Origin of the sequence: Stenotrophomonas sp. OVS01A (assembly GCF_019969775.1) — a bacterium.
Classification (GTDB): Bacteria; Pseudomonadota; Gammaproteobacteria; order Xanthomonadales; family Xanthomonadaceae; genus Stenotrophomonas; species Stenotrophomonas indicatrix.
This window is the reverse complement of the sequence record NZ_JAHXYV010000008.1, coordinates 89,880-109,323: the sequence shown is the minus strand read 5'-3', so window position 1 is coordinate 109,323 and position 19,444 is coordinate 89,880. Positions and strand designations below refer to the sequence as shown.

The following is a 19,444-nucleotide window of genomic DNA, read 5'->3' as shown; positions in this document are numbered from 1 at the left end:
GCGGCGTGAGCGAAGACACCACGCAACGTCCTGATCCGGCGGCCACGCCGCCGTTGGACGAAAGCATCCGCCAGGTCGGCGCAGCCGGCCGGGCGACTGCCGATTCGGCCAAGCACTCACTGCGTTCGCTGCGCCGGTTGGCGTCGGCGGACTTCGCGCTGGCGCGCAGCGCATTCGGCCGCGCATTGGCCTGGGCCGGCGTCGCCATCGTGTTCGGTGCGTCGGCCTGGCTGTTGCTGGCCGCCACCCTCATCGCCCTGCTGCAGAGCTTCGGCCTGAGCTGGCTGCAGGCCCTGCTGATCACCTCGCTGCTGAGCCTGGCCGTCACCGGCTATGCGATATGGCGCGTTTCCTACTTCTTCCACCACACCGGCATGCACGCCACCCGGCGTCAGTTGTCCCGGTTGGGCCTGTTCGATGAGCCCACCGATGATGATCCCGATGCCGGGGTGCAGATTCCGGAGGGCAAGCCATGAAGTTCGGTGCACTGCAGCGGCGTGTGAAACGTTGCGAACAGGTGATGGCCGTGCGCCTCGGCGAGACCCAGGACCACTGGAACGTGCTCAGCCAGGTCTGGCGACAGGGCTGGTCGCCACTGCGCATCGTGGTGGTGGGTCTGGCCGGCGGGTTCATCGCCGGCAAGCTGGAGGTTCCGGGCAAGGTCAACGGAGCGCGTTGGCTGCAGATGGTCGGTTCGGTGTCCAGCCTGTTCGCCAGCGCCCAGGCCGCGTTTGCTTCGGTGGTGGCGGCGCAGGCGGCGGAAACCGCAGACGATGCCGCCGACCAGGTGGATGAGGCGGCCGGGCCGCCACCCGCCGCTGCGGCACGACCGGCAGCACGCCCGGTGGCCGAGCCCGAGCTGCGTGAGCCCCGTCCGGCCGAAGCGGCGACCGAGATGTCCGAACGTTGACGAACCTTACCCGCCGCGTTGATCGCGGCGGGCCGATAATGGGCTTCTCTTTCTGGTCGGTGCGTCGATGAGCGAGTCCCTGTTGTCCCCGTCGTCGCCTGCGCCGGACGAGTCCGCACCCCTGCCGCCGCCCTCGCGCCCACGTGGCCCGATGTCGCTGGTGATCCTGGCGACCCTGGCCGTGGCGTTCACCCTGTGGGCGGCGCAGGACATCATCCTGCCGGTCCTGCTGGCGATGTTCTTCGCCCTGGTCGGCAACCCCATCCTGCGCCTGCTGCAGAAGCTGTGGATTCCGCGCGCGCTCGGCGCCCTGCTGGTGCTGGGCGCCGGCTTGGGCGTGACGGGTGCGTTGGCTGTGCAGCTGATCGGCCCGGCGATGGACTGGGCACAGGAAGCACCGCAGCAGCTGCGCAAGGTTGCGCGCCAGGTGCAGGACCTGACCAAGCCGGTGCAGCAGGCCAACCAGGCCGCAGAGAATTTCGCGCGCGTGGCCGGCGGCGACGGCAACCGCAAGGTGCAGGTGATCCGCACCCAGCTGGACGACCCCTACCGGATGCTCACCCGTGCGCCGCGGCTGGCCGCCTCGGTGCTGGCCGTCGTGCTGCTGACGCTGTTCTTCATGATCTACGGCCAGAGCCTGCAGCGTGCAGCGATCGCCCTGTTCCCGAACCGGCAGCAGCAGCGTTTCACCAGTGACATCCTGCGCTCGATCGAGCATGAGGTGTCGCGCTACGTATTGACCATCAGCGTGATCAACACGGTGGTCGGCCTGCTGTTGGCCGGGGTGCTGATGCTGCTGGGCATCGGCCTGCAGGAGGCGCTGCTGTGGGGAACCGTGGCGGCGCTGCTGAATTTCGCGCCCTATGTCGGCCCGCTGCTCGGCGTCGCATTGATGCTGCTGATGGGCTTTGTCGAGTTCCGCGACCCGCTGCAGGCACTGCTGCCTGCGGCCGCCTACCTGGCACTGCATACCCTGGAAGGGCAGCTGGTGACGCCGATCGTGCTTGGCCGGCAGATGAAACTGTCACCGCTGGTGCTGATCCTGGCGCTGATGGTGTTCGGCTGGGCCTGGGGCATGATCGGCCTGCTGCTGGCGGTGCCGCTGCTGGTCTGCATCAAGCTGGTGCTGGCACGGCTGGACGGCATGCACGGCTGGGCGCGGCTGCTGGAGTGAGGCGCGCTCCATCGACGGGCGTGCGGGGAGAGGAACGGTGGGACGGCGAAGGCTGGCAGAATATGCGCCCGCTTTTTCCCAGGATGGAACCCTCCCCATGTTCTCTTTCGCGCGTCGATGCCTCGCCCTGACCTGCCTGGCCGCCCCCGCCTTCGCCGCGGCCCCGCCCAGTGCGGAAGTGGCCCGCACCCAGCTGGTGGAGGCCATCACCTGCCAGCGCCATCTCACGCCCGAACAGTTCGATGCCATGGCCAAGGTGCTGATGCCCGCCGGGGCCAAGACCAGGGACGAGTACGACGACGGCTACACACTGGCCTCGCCGCTGATGGTGCTTGGCCTGCCGGTGACCCATGTGACCTCCTACGACGGCTCCAGCGGCGAGGATGGCGTGGACAGTTACACGGCGTACTTCGGCAGCGCGGAAATCAGCAAGGTCGCCGCCTTGGCGAAGATGCCGCCGCCGGTGGCCGGTGGCTACCGGCGCGAAGTGGGCAGGCATGACCTGAGCGTGGATCGCGTCGATGGCCAGACCGTCCTGTACTGCTCCTACGACCTGCGCAGCCACTGACGGCGGCAGCGCCTGCCCGCCGCGCGCATGAAAGCCCGCGCGGGCAGGCGTAGAATGGCGGGGTGAAATTCCCTGTCCTTGCCATCACCCTCGACCTCGACGATACGCTGTGGCCGTTCGCTCCGATCGGCGCCCGCATCGACCAGGTCCTGTTCGACTGGATGCGCGAACACAGCCCCGCCACCGCCGCGATGTATCCGGTGGCGGCCATGCGCGAACTGCGCGAGCGCTCGTTCCGCGACAACCCACACCTGCATTTCGACCTGAGCGCGCTGCGCCGGCTGACGATCCAGGAGGCGCTGGAAAACAGTGGCGCCAGCCTGGATCTTCTGGAGCCGGCGTATGAAGTGTTCTACGCCGCGCGCAACCAGGTGGAGTGCTACCCCGATGCACTCGACGCACTGGCGCGTATCGCCGCGCGGGTGCCGGTGGCCGCGTTGAGCAACGGCAATGCCGATCTGGAACGGATCGGCCTGGCCCATCACTTCAGCTTCCAGCTGGGCGCCCGCGAGCATGGCGCGGCCAAGCCCGAAGCGAGCATTTTCCACGCTGCCTGCGACCGCCTGGGCGTCGCCCCGGCGCAGGTGCTGCACGTGGGCGACCACGTCGAGATGGACGTGGCCGGCGCGATGGCTGCCGGCCTGCGCGGCTGCTGGATCAACCGCGAAGCGGCCACCTGGAACCATCCGCAGCTGCAGCCTGACCTGCAGTTCGACACCCTCACCGGCCTGGCCGATTGGCTCGATGCCAACCTCGACGCCGCCGACGCTGACGCATCCCGGAGTACCTGACGCATGAGCGAGATCACTGGCTTCACCGCCGACACCACCGCCGCACTGCCGCTGCACGTGCTGGACCGCAGCCAGTTCGAGGCGTGGAAGAACAACCAATCTGCTGCCACCCAGGCGTGGTTGAAGTCGCAGGGCTTCACTGCGGGCGCGCATTCGGTTGCGCTGCTGCCCGGCGCCGATGGCCTGGCTGGCGCGGTGATCGGCGTCGGTGATCGTGCCGACGCCTACAGCTACGCCCATGCACCGCATGCCCTGCCGGAAGGCAGCGTGTGGCAGCTGGCCAGCGAACTGCCGGCCGCCGAGCAGGCGCTGCTGCAGCTGGGCTGGGGCCTGGGCAGCTACCGATTCGACCGCTACCGCAAGCGCAACCGCGCGCCGGCCCAGCTGGTGGCTGCACCGACCGGCGAAGTGGCCGACCTGATCGCCGCCAGCCTGCGCGTGCGCGACTGGGTCAACACGCCGACCGAAGACATGGGCCCGCAGCAGCTGGAAGACGCCGCGCGTGCCCTGGCTGAAGCGCATGGCGCGCAGGTGGAAGCCATCACCGGCGACGAACTGCTGGCGCAGAACTTCCCGGCCATCCATGCGGTGGGCCGTGCCTCGCACCGTGCGCCGCGGCTGATCGTGCTGCGCTGGGGCAAGGAGACCGACCCGGCATTGGCACTGGTCGGCAAGGGCGTGTGCTTCGATACCGGCGGCCTGGACATCAAGCCGGCCGATGGCATGCGCAACATGAAGAAGGACATGGGCGGCGCCGCACACGCGCTGGCCCTGGCCGGGCTGGTGATGGCCCAGCAGCTGCCGGTGCGCCTGACCCTGCTGGTACCGGCCGTGGAAAATGCGATCGGCCCGGATGCCTTCCGCCCGGGCGAAGTGATCGCCACCCGCAAGGGCCTGAGCGTGGAGATCGACAACACCGATGCCGAAGGCCGGGTGATCCTGTGCGACGCGCTGACGTTCGCCGGTGAGCAGAAGCCGGACCTGGTGCTGGACTTCGCCACGCTGACCGGCGCGGCACGCATCGCGCTGGGCCCGGACCTGCCGGCGCTGTTCAGCAACGATGACACGGTTGCCCAGCAGTGGCTGCAGGCTGGCGACGCCACCCGTGACCCGGTGTGGCGCATGCCGCTGTGGCGTCCGTACCTGCGTTACCTGAGCAGCGGCATCGCCGACCTGGCCAACGCCGGTTCGCGCATGGCCGGCTCGGTCACCGCCGCGCTGTACCTGGAACGCTTCCTGGAAGACGGACAGCGCTGGGCACATCTGGACGTGTATGCCTGGAACGATGGCGAGCGCCCGGGCCGCCCGGCCGGTGGCGAAGCCCTGGCCCTGCGTTCGGCGTGGACGATGCTGAAGGCACGTTACAGCTGATGGAGCTGCCGGGCATGGCCCGGCGCTACCCATGCCGGTGGGTGCCGACCTTGGTCGGCACTGCATCACCCTGCAAATCTGACGAAAAATTGAATTTCGGCCCCGGCCGGGTTCTGCGAGGATGTGGTGGTCGCCCACCCACACATCCGTGAAGGCAGGACTTCGATCATGTCGCTCTTCCGCTACACCCGCGCCGGCCAGGAGCCGAGCGCGCCGCGCCGGCATTCGCCCTTGCCCTGGATCGCGCTGATCGCACTGATCCTGGGCATCGTTGCCCTCGCCTTCGCCTGGCTGGCCGGTTGGATCGGCCGCGACCGGCTGACCGCACAGCGCTTCACCGACACCATCGAGGCCACCGGCCCTGCACATCCCGGCTTCCGCCGCGCGCACAGCAAAGGGGTGTGCGTGAGCGGCTGGTTCGAACCCAGCGCACAGGCGCCCACGCTGTCCAGCGCACGGGTGTTCTCACAGGCGAAGGTTCCGGTGCTGGGCCGGCTGTCGATCGGCGGCGGCGATCCGCACGGCGCCGATGGCAGCGCGCGCGTGCGCAGCATCGCCGTGCAGCTGGTGGGCGATGACGGGCAGGAATGGCGGATGGCGATGAACAGCTTCCCGTTCTTCGCCGTGCCCACCGCCGAGGCGTTCTACGAGCAGACCCGCGCGCAGATTCCGGATCCGGCCACCGGCAAGCCCGACCCGCAGAAGATGGCGGCCGTGCTGGCCAGGTACCCCAGCGCACAGGCCTTCCAGCAGTGGGCCAAGAGCGCACCGTGGACCAGCAGCTGGGCCAACACCACCTTCAACAGTGTCAACAGTTTCTGGTTCACCAACGCGCAGGGGCAGAAACGCGCGGTGCGCTGGCGCTGGCAGCCGCAGGCGCCGCTGGTGGAGATGGATGCAGAGGCACGCAAGCAGGCCAATGTCGATTTCCTCAGCCAGGAACTGCAGCAGCGCCTGGCCACCGGCCCGGTGCGCTGGAACCTGGTGGTCAGCCTGGCCGCGCCGGGCGATGCCATCGATGATCCCTCGGTGCCGTGGCCTGAATCGCGCGAACAGGTGGTGGCGGGCGTGCTCAGCCTCGACCGCATGCAGTCGCAGGAAGAAGCCGCCTGCGGCCAGCTCAACTTCGATCCGCTGATCGTGCCCAGCGGCGTGCGCGGCAGCGACGACCCGATCCTGGCTGCGCGCTCGGCGGTGTATTCGCAGTCGTTCAACCGCCGCGAGCGCGAGCGCGCCAGCGGTGCGGCGGCACAAACGAAGGGGGAAGCACGATGAGTACCGGCAACGGCCACTTCAACCCGCTCGCCCGGGTGCTGCACTGGTCCATGGCGCTGATGATCATCGCCATGCTGTTCATCGGCGTGACCATGGTCGCCTCGCTGCACCTGCGCCCCATGCTGATCGACCTGCACCGGCCGCTGGGTATCGCCATCCTGCTGCTGGCGGTGCTGCGCCTGTACAACCGCCTGCGCCATCGCCCACCGCCGCTGCCAGCGGATCTTCCCGCGTGGCAGGTGCTGGCGGCGAAGGCTTCGCACTGGATGCTGTACGCGTTGATGCTGGCGATGCCGCTGATCGGCTGGGCGATGCTGTCGGCCGGCGGCTACCCGATCGTGCTGGGCGGTGGCCTGCACCTGCCGCCGATCGTGCCGCACACGCCAGCGCTGTACGCCGCGCTGCGCAATGCGCACAGCCTGCTGGCATACGTGTTGTTCGCCACGGTGCTGATGCACGTGGGTGCGGCGCTGTTCCACCTGTGGGTGCGCCGCGATGGCGTGTTCCAGGCGATGGCACGCGGGAAGGATTGAATGGGTTCGCCGGGGTTCCCGGCTGCCCTTTTCCGCGACTGCGGAGGGGTGTCACTTTCTTTGCTCGTGCAAAGAAAGTAACCAAAGAAACACGCCGCCGGCCGCGAGCCGGTGCTGCGCACCGGTACCCTGCGCTTCTCGGTGAATCAGGGGACGGCGCCGAACTCGCTGCGCTCAGACATCGGCGCCTCTTCGCCCCTGATTCCCCTGCGATGCTCGGCTCGCTACAAGGCGGACCCAACGTCAAAAGCCGCAGCTGCACCCAGTAGATCCACGCCATGCGTGGATGCCTTTGCCGTTGATCTTTACCTTCCATTCCGCCTTGAGCGAGCCGAGCACCACAGGTCCGGCGAGGGCGAAGAGGCGCCGATGTCTGAGCGCAGCGAGTTCCCGCGCCCTCCCTCGACGGACCGAGAAGCGCAGGGTACCGGTGCGCAGCACCGGCTCGCGGCCGGCGGCGTGTTTCTTTTGGTTACTTTTCTTTTCACGCGAAAAGAAAAGTGACGCCCCGCTACAACCACCCCTTCTGCCGCGCCAGCCGGTACGCCTCGATCCGGTTGGCCACGCCCAGCTTGCCGATGCATTCGGACAGGTAATTGCGCACCGTGCCGTGCGACAGCCCCAGCTGCTCGGCGATCTCGCTGGCGGTGCGGCCCTCGCCCGCCAGGCGCAGTACGCGGCGTTCGCGGTCGGTCAGCGGGTCGGCCTGCGACCACGCATCCAGCGCCAGCTGCGGATCGATCGCACGGATGCCCTGCTTCACCTTGCGCAGTGCCTCGGCCAGGTTCTCGGCCGGTGCATCTTTCAGCAGATAGCCCAGTACGCCCGCTTCCAATGCGCGACGCAGGAAACCGGCACGGGCGAAGGTGGTCACGATCACCACCTTGATCGGCAGTTCATGGCGGGCGATGCGCTGGGCCAGTTCCAGCCCGCTCAGCCCCGGCATCTCAATGTCGGTGACCAGGATGTCCGGCTGCAGCTGCTGCAGCATGCGCCAGGCGGCTTCGCCGTCGGCAGCACTGCCCAGTACCTCGATATCCGGTTCCAGGCCCAGCAACGCCGACAATGCGCCACGCACCATCGCCTGATCCTCGGCCAGCAATATGCGGATCATGCCGCGTCTCCCTGTGCCAGCGATGCCGGCGACAGCGGCGTAGTCGCGGCCACCAGGGGCACGCGCACGGTCAGCAGCGTGCCTTCCCCGCGCGGCGACTGCAGCGTCAACTGGCCACCCAGCGCCGCTGCGCGCTCACGCATGCCACACAATCCGTTGCCCTCGGCCTGCACACCACCACGGCCGTCATCGCGTATCTGCATCACCAACTGTCGGTCCTCAAGCATGAAATCCACCTGCACCCGGGTCGCCTGCGCGTGGCGCACGATGTTGGTCGCCGCCTCGCGCAGCACCAGTGCCAGCCCACGCTCTACCTCCACTGGCATCGGTGGCGGCGGCATGTACTGCAGGTGTACCTGTTGGCATTCCAGCAGCAGGCGTGCCGAGGCCAGTTCGCCGGCCAGGTCGCTGGCGCGGATGCCGGTGACCGCACTGCGTACCTGCGCCAGCGCCTCGCGGGCAATGTCCTCGGCCTCGCCGATTTCCTGCCGGGCACGCGCGTCATCGCGGTCGTACAGCTTGCGCGCCAGTTCCAGCTTCAGCGTGATCAATGACAGCGTATGCCCCAGCAGGTCATGCAGATCACGGCCGATGCGCTCGCGCTCGGCGGTGGTCGCCAGGCGCCGCACCTCGTCCTGGGACAGCTGCAGGGCAACGTCGCGCTGATGGCTCAAGGCCTCCACGTTGACCACCAGCCCGACAATGAACGACACCGCCGGCATCCACACCATGGCCTGCCACGGATAACCGAAGTAGAGCGCGGTGCTGCAGAACAGGAGATTCAGGCCAGTGAGCTGCAACAGGTACACCCACCAGCCGCCGCGGCTGCTCATGCGGATCATCACGCAGCCGAACACGAAGTAGCTCAGTCCCGACGGATACCACGGCAGCAGCACCAGGGCCATCGCAATCATGCCCAGGGCGTAGCGCCAGGCGTGGTGCCGTGGCGCCAGCATCACCCTGGCATAGAACAGCAGGAACAACGGATAGCTGGCCAGCGTCAGCAACAGCCAGCGCAGCGTGAAGCCATTCCCGAGCACCGGGGTAAGGAAGATCCAGACCGACCACAGCAGGTGGATCGCACCACTCCAGGGCGACTTGCCACGCCGCAGCAGTTCGGCCACCGCCGAATCCGGGGCAGGGCGCAGCAGGGACGCAAGCCAGCTCGGTGGCACGGAAGATTCCAGGCGGGGACGATCGCTGCCGATCATGCCAGTTCAGCCGACCCGGCACAGGCGCCGACACGCCTGCGCCACCAGTTCATCCACCTGCAGCATCGGCGGCAGGCTGGTGCTCTGCAGCATCACGCCGAGGCCGAGCCGCTGATCGCGCTGCTGCGGATCACCGCCCAGCAGCTCGACCTGGCCGGCGTCGGCACGGCGCAGGCCCAACAGCACGCTGATCGCGGTACTCTTGCCGGCACCGTTGCGGCCCAGCAGGGCCAATACCTGGCCAGCGCGCACCTGCAGGTCGATGCCGTGCAGGGCGGTATGGTCGCGGTAACGCACCTGCACCTGCTGCAGGCGGGCCAGCGACGGAGCGATCGTATCCATGGGCGGTACGGGTAGCGGGGACGTTGCCATCCTGTGCCGCCGTGGTCACATTTCGCAGTTGCCGCCGTCAATGACATCGGATGACAGCTGTCACTGCCATCGCCGATGCACCTGCCTTCATGCTGTGCCGCACGCTCCACCGCCGGAACCGCCGCTGCCTGCCCTTCCGGTCACACCCGCCCGAACGCCTGTGATGGAACGAATGAACGCTTCTGCCGAGCTGTTGAAGGAACTCCGTATCGACCGCAAGTCGCCGCCGCCCGCCTCCAGTGGCGGCAGTGGTGGCCGCCGCTGGTTGTGGATCGCCGTGGCCGTGATCATCGTGCTGCTGGCCGGTGGTGCATTCGCACTGTTCGGCCGCGCGCCCACCGTGGAAGTGGACACCGCGCCGGCGGTGGCCATCCAGCAGGGCAGCGCCAGCAGCTCAGTGCTCGACGCCAGCGGCTACGTGGTCGCCCGGCGCATGGCCACGGTGTCGGCCAAGATCACCGGCAAGGTGCGCGAGGTGATGATCGAAGAAGGCATGCGGGTGGAACAGGGTCAGATCATGGCCACCCTGGACCCGATCGATGCCGACGCGCAGCGCAACCTGTACGCCTCGCAGCTGCAGGCCGCACGCAGCCAGGTGGTCGGCCTGGAAGCCCAGCAGAAGCAGGCCGCCGCTGAAGCCAGCCGCCTGCAGGCGCTGGTCGGCCAGCAGCTGATCTCGCGTTCGCAGTACGACCAGGCCGTGGCCCAGCGTGACAGCCTGCGTGCGCAGCTGGAAACCGCACGACGCAACGTCAAGGTTGCCAACGATCAGCTGTCCATCGCCGACCTTGGCGTGGACAACAACATCGTGCGCGCGCCGTTCTCCGGCGTGGTCACCGCCAAGGCCGCGCAGCCCGGCGAAATCGTCTCGCCGCTGTCCGCCGGTGGTGGCTTCACCCGTACCGGCATCGGCACCATCGTCGACATGGAATCGCTGGAGATCGAAGTCGAGGTCGGCGAAGCCTTCATCGGCCGCGTGCAGCCGAAGATGCCGGTGGAAGCCACGCTCAACGCCTACCCGGACTGGAAGATCCCGGCCGAGGTGATCGCCATCGTTCCCACCGCTGACCGCGGCAAGGCCACGGTGAAGGTGCGGGTGGCACTGAAGGTGAAAGACCCGCGCATCGTGCCGGAGATGGGCGTGCGGGTCAGCTTCCTGGAACAGGCCAAGCCGCAGACCGAAGCCAAGCCGCAGGGCGTGCGCGTTCCGGCCACTGCGGTGGTCGAGCGTGAGGGTGCGTCGGTGGCCTTCGCACTGGGCGATGACAACCGTGTGCAGCAACGCACGGTCGAGGCGGGCCAGGCGATGGGCAAGGACCGCCAGATCCTCAAGGGCGTGAGCGCAGGAGAGTCGGTGGTGGTCAACCCGCCGGACACCCTGCGCGACGGCACCAGGGTCAAGCAGAAGCAAGCGCAGTAACGGCCCGGCGCCCGCATGGCGCCACCGGCAGTACCGCTGGAAAGCACCACTGTTCGACGCGTGCCGGCCGTTGGCCGGGACGCATCCCCGTTTCCCGCCTTTCGTGGAGAACCACCCATGTCGACCCTGGTTTCACTGCGCAACATCACCAAGACCTACCAGCGTGGCCCCGAAAAGGTGCAGGTGCTGCACGGCATCGACCTGGATATCGCCAGCGGCGATTTCGTCGCGCTGATGGGCCCGTCCGGTTCCGGCAAGACCACCCTGCTCAACCTGATCGGCGGCCTGGACAACCCCACCGGCGGCGAGATCAGCATCGAAGGCGAGCGCATCGACCAGATGAGCGGCGGCCAGCTGTCGACGTGGCGCAGCCACCATGTCGGCTTCGTGTTCCAGTTCTACAACCTGATGCCGATGCTGACCGCGCAGAAGAACGTGGAACTGCCGTTGCTGCTGACCCACCTCAGCGCGGCGCAGCGCAAGCGCAATGCCGAGATCGCGCTGACCCTGGTCGGCCTGGCAGACCGCCGCAGCCATCGCCCCAACGAACTGTCCGGCGGCCAGCAGCAGCGCGTGGCGATCGCCCGCGCGATCGTCTCCGACCCGACCTTCCTGATCTGCGACGAACCTACCGGCGATCTTGACCGCCAGTCCGCCGAAGAGATCCTCGGCCTGCTGCAGCAGCTCAACCGCGAACACGGCAAGACCATCATCATGGTCACCCATGACCCGAAGGCCGCCGAGTACGCCACCCACACGGTGCACCTGGACAAGGGCGAGCTGGCCGACGCGCCGCTGGCCCACTGACGGAGGCCACAGCGATGAAATACTTCTCGTTGGTCTGGGCGCAGCTGTTCCGCAGCCGCACCCGCACCCTGTTGACCCTGCTGTCGGTGGTGGCCGCGTTCCTGCTGTTCGGCATGCTCGACTCGGTGCGCGTGGCGTTCTCGTCCGGTGGCAGTGTGGAAGGTGCCAACCGGTTGGTGGTGGCTTCGCGCCTGTCGATCACCCAGTCGCTGCCGATCCGCCTGGAAACGCAGATCCGCCAGGTCAGCGGCGTGCGCGATGTCACCTACGGCATGTGGTTCGGCGGCATCTACCAGGACCCGAAGAACTTCTTCCCCAACTTCTCGGTGGCGCCCAACTACTTCGATGTCTACCGCGAGCTGCAGATCGACCCGGCGCAGCTGCAGGACTGGCAGCAGACCCGTACCGGCGCGATCGTCGGCGAGACGCTGGCCAAGCAGTTCGGCTGGAAGATCGGCGACACCATCCCGCTGCAGGCCACCATCTTCCCGCGTGGCGGCAGCAACGACTGGCCGCTGGAACTGAAGGGCATCTATCGCTCGAAGGATCGCGCACTGGCGGCCAATGAAGAACGCCAGTTGATGATGAACTGGAAGTACTTCGATGAGTCCAACGACTACATCAAGAACCAGGTGAGCTGGTACACGGTGACGCTGGACAACCCGGAGCAGTCGTCGAGGGTGGCGCAGGCCATCGATGCGATCTCGGCCAACTCCGACCACGAAACCAAGACCCAGACCGAATCGGCGTTCCAGCAGGCGTTCGTGAAACAGTTCGCCGACATCGGCATGATCGTCACCTCGATCATGGGCGCGGTGTTCTTCACCCTGCTGCTGTTGACCGGCAACACCATGGCCCAGGCGGTGCGCGAGCGCGTTCCGGAACTGGCCACGCTGAAGACGCTGGGCTTCAAGGACAGCACGGTGCTGACCCTGGTGATGGTCGAATCGGTGCTGCTGATCGGCCTCGGTGGACTGATCGGCATGGGCCTGGCGGCGCTGATCCTGCCGGCCATCAGCCCCAAGAGCATGGGCATGCTGCCGCCGCACGTACCGACGCCGACCTGGCTGGTGGGCATCGTCCTGATCGTGGTGATCGGCATCGTGGTCGGGCTGCTGCCCGCACTGCGCGCCAAGCGCCTGAAGATCGTCGACGCGCTCGCCGGCCGCTGAAGAGGACACCGACATGAACAAGCTCAAGAAGTGGCTGGGGAACGCGGTGACCGTGCTGCTGCTGGTCGTTGGCCTGGTGGTTTGGATCAGCCTGCCGTGGATCGGCGTCGCCGCCATCGCGGTGCTGCTGGGGCTGTGGCTGGCGCTCACCCGCAGTGGCCGGCTGGCCTTGGCCGCCACCCGCATCGGCATCGCCAGCCTGCCGCAACGCTGGGGTGCCTCCTCGGTGATCGTGGTCGGCATCGCCGGCGTGGTCGGCGTACTGGTCGCGATGCTGGCGATGGGCGAAGGCTTCCAGGCCACGCTCAACAACACCGGCGATGACACCACCGCGATCGTGCTGCGCGGCGGTTCGCAGGCCGAGACCAACTCGGTCATCACCCGCGAACAGGTCCCGACGCTGTCCACCCTGCCCGGCATCACCCGCGATGCGCAGGGGCGGCCGCTGCTGTCGCCGGAACTCTCGCAGGTGGTCAACCTGGTGTCCAAGGCCGATGGCACCGACGTCAATGCGCAGTTCCGCGGTGTCGGCCCGCAGGCGTGGGCCGTGCATGACAGGGTCAAGATCGTCGAAGGCCGCCGGTTCGCCGCCGGCCTGCGCGAGATCGTGGTCGGCCAGGGCGCCAGGAGCCAGTTCCGCGACATGGATGTTGGCAAAACGCTCACCCTGGGCAACCAGACCTGGACGGTCGTGGGCGTGTTCGCTACCGGCGATGCGCATGACTCGGAACTGTGGACCGACGCCGACACGCTGGCCACCACCTACCAGCGCAGTGCCTGGCAGTCGATCAGCGTGCGTACCGACGGCAAGGCCGGCTTCGAGCAGTTCAAGGCCGCCGTGGCCGCCGATCCGCGCCTGAAGCTGGACGTGGAAACCACCCGCGTCTACTACAGCAAGCAGGGTGGTGGGTTGACCAAGCTGATCGACATCCTCGGCAAGGTGATCGGCACCATCATGGCCGTAGGCGCTGTGTTTGGTGCGCTCAACACCATGTATGCCGCCGTGGCGACGCGCGCACGCGAGATCGCCACCATGCGTGCGATCGGCTTCCGTGGCCTGCCGGTGGTGACTGCGGTGATGCTGGAAACCATGCTGCTGGCCCTGCTCGGCGGACTGCTTGGCTGCGCGGTGGCATGGCTGCTGTTCAACGGCTACAGCGTGTCCACCATCGGCAGCAACTTCAGCGCGGTAGTGTTCAAGTTCCATGTATCGCCGGAACTGCTGTGGAGCGGGCTGAAGTGGGCGCTGGGCATCGGCCTGGTGGGCGGGTTGTTCCCGGCACTGCGCGCGGCACGCCTGCCGATCACCACGGCGCTGCGCGAGACCTGAGCATCACGCATTGATTGAATGGACGTTGCGCAGGGGACGGAGCGAAGGCTCCGGCCCTTTTTTTTGCACGTCATCCACGCATGGCGTGGATCTACTGGCCCATCCACGCATGGCGTGGATCTACTGGCCCATCCGCATGGTGTGGACGCCGACGTTGTTGCAGTAGATCCACGCCATGCGTGGATGGATGCGTGTACGCACGCAACAACGATTACAGATTGCGCAAACACCGCCGCTATCGGTGCCTCTGCCCATCGCAAACGCATCGCGCGTGACGTTGCGCACAGTGCACCTGTGGATTGTTGGTTGCGATTCATTTTCGCGGCGTTACAGCGCGCGCGGACAAACAGTTACCGATGAAAACACTCTAGAATCCGGCCCCCACGTTGGTTTGCAGCACCCCACGCGTCCATAGAACGGACGCATGTTTTTTCTGAAACACGAGATTTCACGGATGTCCCTGAAGACCACCCCGCTGCGCAACGCGATCGTCATCGCGCTGGCCGCCAGCTGCACCACGCCCGCTTTCGCACAGGAAGCCGGCGATACCCCCACCAACCTCGACCGCATCGAGATCACCGGCTCGCGCATCCGCCAGGCCAGTGTCGAGACCGCGCAGCCGGTGGTGGCACTCAACCGCGCCGACATCGAGAAGAAGGGCTACGTCAACGTTGCCGACATCCTGCAGGACGTCACTGCAGCCGGCGCACCGAGCCTGAGCCGTTCGTCCTCGCTGAGCTCCTCGCGCGATTTCGGCGGCATGTATGTCAGCCTGCGCAACCTCGGCCCGGAACGCAGCCTGGTGCTGATCGACGGCCGCCGCATGGGCGTCAGCGCCGGCGGTTACTCCGACCTGGCCTCGATTCCGTCGGCGATCGTGGAACGCGTGGAAGTGCTGACCGATGGCGCCTCGGCGCTGTACGGCTCGGACGCCATCGCCGGCGTGGTCAACATCATCACCCGCAAGAACTTCGACGGTGGCGAAGCCAGCGTCTATGTCGGCCAGTACGGTGAAGGCGACGGCCAGAAGCGCTCCTACAGCGCCACCTTCGGCAAGACCTTCGACCGCGGCTGGTTCAGCGTCGGCGCCGAGCGCACCAAGGAAGACGAGATCCTCGGCGATGCGCGCGAGTTCAGCCGCTACCCGGGTGGCCCGCGCCATGCCGACGACGTCGACGCGCTGAGCCCGACCACCCAGTGGGGCACGGTCACCGTCGGTGGCAAGCCGCTGACCGTGGGCCCGGGCGGCGACCCGAGCAGCGCCGGCAACTTCCACACGCCGGATCCGGCTGACGGCGCCAACGCCAAGACCAACATGAGCCTGCTGAGCGGCCTGGAGCGCACCTCGGTGTTCGCCAACGGCGGCTTCTCGATCACCGACAACCTGCGCATCGTCGCCGATGCGCTGTACAGCAAGCGCGAGTCGACCAAGCACCTGGCCGGCTACCCGTACTCGGTCTCGGCTGCGCAGTCGCGCAACGGCACGCGCGCTGCGCTGTCCAAGGACAGCACCTTCAACAAGTGGGGCCAGGACGTGCTGTTCTCGCACCGCACCGAAGAGCTGCCGCGCGGTACCGAGAACACGCTGGAAACCAAGCGTGCCAGCCTCGGCCTGGAAGGCAGCTTCGAAACCGGTTCGCGCTACTGGGACTGGAACGTCAGCTACATGTACAACCGCAATGAAGGCGAGCGCGTTGGCACGGGCAGCATGTACCAGCCGAACGTCAACCTCGCCGTCGGCCCGTCCTTCATGGACGGCGACGTGGCCCGCTGCGGTACGCCGGGTGCGGTGATCGCCGGCTGCGTGCCGTGGAATCCGGCTGCGCCGATGGGCTACACCGGCCCGGGCTCGCTGGGCAACCAGGACGTGCAGGACTACCTGTTCACCCGCTTCGTCGACAAGATGCGCAGCACCACCAAGGTCGCCAGCGCCAACATCTCCGGCTCGCTGTTCACCCTGCCGGCCGGCGACATCATGGGCGCGATGGGCTTTGAGCACCGCAGCGAAGAAGCCAGCTACACCCCGGACCTGATGGTGCAGAAGGGCCAGATCGCCGGCACCACCGGCCAGCCGACCCGTGGCGACTACTCGCTCAACGAGGTCTACCTGGAAATGCAGGTGCCGCTGCTGGCCGACATGGCCTTCGCCCGCGAGCTGTCGCTGGACCTGGCCGGTCGCTACACCGACTACAACACCTTCGGTTCGACCACCAACAGCAAGTTCGGCCTGAAGTGGAAGCCGATCGACAGCCTGCTGGTGCGCGCCACCTACGGCACCGGCTTCCGTGCACCGACCGTGGACGATCTCTACGGCGGCGCGGTTTCCAGCCGCGATTCGTTCACCGATCCGTGCGACACGAAGTTCGGCATCGCCGCCAGCAGCCCGACCGTGGCAGCACGCTGCCAGGCGCTGAACGTGCCCGCCAACTTCCGTCAGCAGACCGGTTCGGACGGCAACCTTGCCAACCGCCCGGGCCAGCAGGCCACCTCCGATTTCAACTCCGGTTCCAACCCGGAACTGAAGCCGGAAACCGCCAAGACCTGGACCGTCGGCCTGGTCTACAGCCCGGAATTCGTGCAGGGCCTGGACGTCAGCCTGGACTGGTGGAAGATCCGCATCGACAACGCCATCGTGGGCGAGTCGGCTACCGACATCCTCAACCAGTGCTACGTGCAGGGCGTGGATTCGGCATGCGGTCGCTTCACCCGTTCCACCGCTGCGGCCACCCGCGGCCAGGTTTCGGCGCTGGACCGTTCGCTGGTCAACGCCGGCTACCGCGAAACCGCCGGCTATGACATCGGTGTGCGTTACCGCCTGCCGGAAACCGCATACGGCAAGTTCGCCATCAACTGGAACACCACCTACACCGACTACCTGGAGCAGCGCAACGACAGCGCCGCCACCACCCCGGTGGAGCAGCGCGTGGGCTGGGCCGGTGACTTCCGCGTACGTTCGACCTTCAACCTGGACTGGCAGTACGGCAACCTCGGCATCGGCTGGACCGCCCGTTACTACTCGGGCATGAAGGAAGCCTGCTCGTACGACCTGGGCGGTGGCCCGGACTGCAACATGGCCGACTTCGTTTCGCCGTATACCGATGCACAGCCGAGCCGCAAGGTGGGTTCCAACACCTTCCACGACCTGCAGGTGCGTTACAGCCTGCCGTGGGATGGCACCGTGTCGTTGGGCCTGAACAACGTGTTCGACCACCAGGGTCCGATCATGTACAGCCAGCCCAACAGCAGCTTCACCTACTACGGTGGCTTCGACATCGGTCGTTTCATGTACATGAAGTACCAGCAGCGCTTCTAAGCCTGCAACCGCGTTCCCGCCCCGGCCAACTCTCTCCTGGCCGTGGATGGAAGCAGAACGGCGCCCCTCGGGGCGCCGTTCTTTTTTGCGGCGTCGGATCCCTTTGCATCGCGAAGGGATCTGACCCCGGAGGCGCTACCGTTTCGCGCCGCGCATCGCCCGTACGTTGTCACCGACGTACAGGACCAGGCCGGCCCAGATCGCCGCAAAACCAATCGCCTTGCCGGTGTCGAACGCTTCGTGGAAGAAGAACACGCCCAGCAGCAGCTGCAGGCTCGGTGCGATGTACTGCAGGATGCCGACCAGCGACAGCGGGATGCGCTTGACCCCGTAGGCGAAGCCGATCAGCGGCACCGCCGTGATCACCCCGCCGAAAATCAGCATCAGGTCGTTTGCCCAGCCCCAGCCACCGAAGAAGCCACCGCCATGGCCGTTTTCCGACCACAGCGCGAAGCCCAGCGCGGGCAGGAACAGGTACAGGCTTTCCACGCCCAGCCCGGCCACCGGATCGACCGACACCAGCTTGCGCAGCAGGCCGTACAGGCCGAACGAGCACGCCAGGCCCAGCGCGATCCACGGCGGCGTGCCCGCATCGATGGTCAGCCAGGCCACGCCCACCGCGGCGATGGCTACCGCCAGCCACTGCACGCGGCGCAGGCGCTCCTTCAGAACCAGCACGCCCAGCAGAACGTTCACCAGCGGGTTGATGAAGTAGCCCAGGCTGGTTTCGATCACATGCCCTGCGTTGATCGCCCAGATGTACAGGCCCCAGTTGAAGGCGATGGTCAGGCTCGATACCGCCAGGATCGGCAGCGCGCGCGGTTGCGCGGCGATCTTCTTCCACCAGCCCAGCCGTGATGCGATCAGCAGCCAGGCCACCACGAGCACGGTGCTCCAGATGATGCGGTGGGCGATGATCTGGAACGAAGGCACTTCGTTGAGCAGATGCCAGTACACCGGCACCAGCCCCCACAGCACGAAGGTGGAGGCAGTGATCAACAGGCCCCGTCGCTGTTCTTTCTCGTCCATGCTCATCGCTTGCGTGTCCTTGCCATCGTCAGTACCACCACACCGAGAAGTATCACCGCCATGGCCAGGAAGTCGCGCCATCCAAAGCGTTCACCATTCAATGCAGCCCCCAACAGGACAGCAATCACCGGATTGACGTAGGCATAGCTGCCGGCCAGCGCCGGGCGCACGTTCTGCAGCAGCCAGACGTAAGCGGTGAACGCCACGATCGAACCGAACACGCACAGGTAGGCCATCGCCAGCAGGCCACCGCTGTCGGGCAGGGTGGTGGGGCGCTCGCCGACGACCAGGCCGATCAGCACCAGCAGCACGCCACCGCAGATCATCTGCCCGGCCGCCGTCATGAACGGCCCCGGCAGGTCCTGCCCGCGTGCCCACACCGAGCCGAACGCCCAGCCGACCGGCGCGATCAGCAGCAGCACCAGCCCGGTGGGCGATGCGGTCAGGCTGCTGCCGGCGTTGAGCCAGACCACGCCGACGAAGCCAACGGCGATGCCCAGCCATTCGCCCTTGCTGGCATGCTGCCCGCGCAGGGCCGAGAACAGCGCCATCCACAGCGGCACCGAGGCCACCGCGGTAGCGGCCAGGCCGGATGACACCTCGCGTTCGGCCAGCACCACCATGCCGTTGCCCAGCACCAGCATGGTCACGCCCATGATGACCAGGTTGCGCCACTGCCGCAGGGTGGGTCCGGGCATCTTCCAGAACAGGCGCAGCGCCAGGTACATCAGGCCGCCGGCAATGATGAACCGGCTGCCGGAGACCATCGTCAGTGGCAGCGCGCCGCCATGCAGGGCCTTGGCGATACCCAGGTAGGTTGAGCCCCAGACCACGTAGACCAGCAGCAGTGCCAGCACGACAAGGCCGCCCCGTGGGGCAGCCGCAGACGGAACGGGGGGAGCCGACATGACACACCAGGGAGCTGGGGGAACACGGATTTTAGGACGTTTTGGTTATGGTCCGGCAGCCCATGTAGTGGCACGCTGTCATCCATCCATGCCCCGCCCGCCCCTTCCGGCACCCGGCGTTGACGTGGGTTGCAGTACCAAGGAGG

At 67.0% G+C, this 19,444-nt stretch carries 17 protein-coding genes and 1 pseudogene; 13 read left to right on the top strand and 5 right to left on the bottom strand.

The window, feature by feature from the left end; all coding sequences use genetic code 11:
- Window positions 1–5: 5 nt before the first annotated feature.
- The 8 genes from LC407_RS19640 (at window position 6) to LC407_RS19605 (ending at window position 6,622) form a co-directional block, all read left to right on the top strand.
- On the top strand, window positions 6–476 hold the full coding sequence (locus LC407_RS19640) for a phage holin family protein (protein ID WP_025878358.1): 471 nt from the start codon (window positions 6–8) through the stop codon (window positions 474–476).
- The gene (locus LC407_RS19635; RefSeq protein ID WP_025878357.1) at window positions 473–910 is read left to right on the top strand and encodes a hypothetical protein; all 438 of its coding nucleotides are present in this window, start codon (window positions 473–475) and stop codon (window positions 908–910) included. The genes LC407_RS19640 and LC407_RS19635 overlap by 4 nt, the downstream gene beginning before the upstream one ends.
- A 67-nt stretch (window positions 911–977) precedes the next feature.
- Complete coding sequence (locus LC407_RS19630; protein WP_025878356.1) at window positions 978–2,084, top strand: AI-2E family transporter; 1,107 nt, start codon at window positions 978–980, stop codon at window positions 2,082–2,084.
- Window positions 2,085–2,181: 97 nt separating this feature from the next.
- Entirely contained in the window at window positions 2,182–2,652 is a 471-nt protein-coding gene (locus LC407_RS19625) for a hypothetical protein (RefSeq protein ID WP_032978295.1), read from the top strand.
- Window positions 2,653–2,714: 62 nt separating this feature from the next.
- Window positions 2,715–3,443 (top strand): HAD-IA family hydrolase, encoded by a 729-nt coding sequence (locus tag LC407_RS19620; protein WP_025878355.1) that lies wholly within the window; start codon window positions 2,715–2,717, stop codon window positions 3,441–3,443.
- A 3-nt stretch (window positions 3,444–3,446) separates the two neighbouring features.
- Entirely contained in the window at window positions 3,447–4,814 is a 1,368-nt protein-coding gene (locus LC407_RS19615) for a M17 family metallopeptidase (protein ID WP_223483447.1), read from the top strand.
- A gap of 168 nt (window positions 4,815–4,982) precedes the next feature.
- On the top strand, window positions 4,983–6,089 hold the full coding sequence (locus tag LC407_RS19610; RefSeq protein WP_223483446.1) for a catalase family peroxidase: 1,107 nt from the start codon (window positions 4,983–4,985) through the stop codon (window positions 6,087–6,089).
- On the top strand, window positions 6,086–6,622 hold the full coding sequence (locus LC407_RS19605) for a cytochrome b (RefSeq protein WP_088100728.1): 537 nt from the start codon (window positions 6,086–6,088) through the stop codon (window positions 6,620–6,622). Before LC407_RS19610 ends, LC407_RS19605 begins: the two co-directional genes overlap by 4 nt.
- A gap of 511 nt (window positions 6,623–7,133) precedes the next feature.
- On the opposite strand, the gene LC407_RS19600 is transcribed toward LC407_RS19605, so the two are convergent.
- The 3 genes and pseudogenes from LC407_RS19600 to LC407_RS19590 all read right to left on the bottom strand — a co-directional run.
- Window positions 7,134–7,736: a response regulator transcription factor gene (locus tag LC407_RS19600; protein ID WP_025878350.1), complete on the bottom strand. Its 603-nt coding sequence runs from the start codon at window positions 7,734–7,736 to the stop codon at window positions 7,134–7,136.
- Window positions 7,733–8,947, bottom strand: a complete 1,215-nt coding sequence (locus LC407_RS19595) for a sensor histidine kinase (protein ID WP_223483445.1) — start codon at window positions 8,945–8,947, stop codon at window positions 7,733–7,735. Before LC407_RS19595 ends, LC407_RS19600 begins: the two co-directional genes overlap by 4 nt.
- A gap of 33 nt (window positions 8,948–8,980) precedes the next feature.
- A pseudogene (locus LC407_RS19590) lies at window positions 8,981–9,289 on the bottom strand (ATP-binding cassette domain-containing protein); the annotation flags it as partial.
- A gap of 202 nt (window positions 9,290–9,491) precedes the next feature.
- Here LC407_RS19590 and LC407_RS19585 point away from each other — a divergent pair.
- The 5 genes from LC407_RS19585 (at window position 9,492) to LC407_RS19565 (ending at window position 17,361) form a co-directional block, all read left to right on the top strand.
- Window positions 9,492–10,739, top strand: a complete 1,248-nt coding sequence (locus LC407_RS19585) for an efflux RND transporter periplasmic adaptor subunit (protein ID WP_140227881.1) — start codon at window positions 9,492–9,494, stop codon at window positions 10,737–10,739.
- 117 nt (window positions 10,740–10,856) lie between these two features.
- A complete protein-coding gene (locus LC407_RS19580) occupies window positions 10,857–11,546 on the top strand; it encodes an ABC transporter ATP-binding protein (protein ID WP_025878346.1) in 690 nt (229 codons plus the stop codon).
- 14 nt (window positions 11,547–11,560) lie between these two features.
- A complete protein-coding gene (locus LC407_RS19575; protein WP_032978283.1) occupies window positions 11,561–12,718 on the top strand; it encodes an FtsX-like permease family protein in 1,158 nt (385 codons plus the stop codon).
- A 13-nt stretch (window positions 12,719–12,731) separates the two neighbouring features.
- Complete coding sequence (locus LC407_RS19570) at window positions 12,732–14,048, top strand: ABC transporter permease (RefSeq protein ID WP_223483444.1); 1,317 nt, start codon at window positions 12,732–12,734, stop codon at window positions 14,046–14,048.
- Between the two features lie 454 nt (window positions 14,049–14,502).
- Window positions 14,503–17,361, top strand: coding sequence for a TonB-dependent receptor (locus LC407_RS19565; protein ID WP_180831779.1), 2,859 nt, complete (start codon window positions 14,503–14,505; stop codon window positions 17,359–17,361).
- Window positions 17,362–17,496: 135 nt separating this feature from the next.
- Here the strand turns inward: LC407_RS19565 and rarD are convergent, their stop codons facing one another.
- Complete coding sequence (gene rarD / locus LC407_RS19560) at window positions 17,497–18,396, bottom strand: EamA family transporter RarD (protein WP_025878342.1); 900 nt, start codon at window positions 18,394–18,396, stop codon at window positions 17,497–17,499.
- Window positions 18,393–19,298: a drug/metabolite exporter YedA gene (yedA, locus tag LC407_RS19555; RefSeq protein ID WP_222387925.1), complete on the bottom strand. Its 906-nt coding sequence runs from the start codon at window positions 19,296–19,298 to the stop codon at window positions 18,393–18,395. Before yedA ends, rarD begins: the two co-directional genes overlap by 4 nt.
- Window positions 19,299–19,444: the final 146 nt, after the last annotated feature.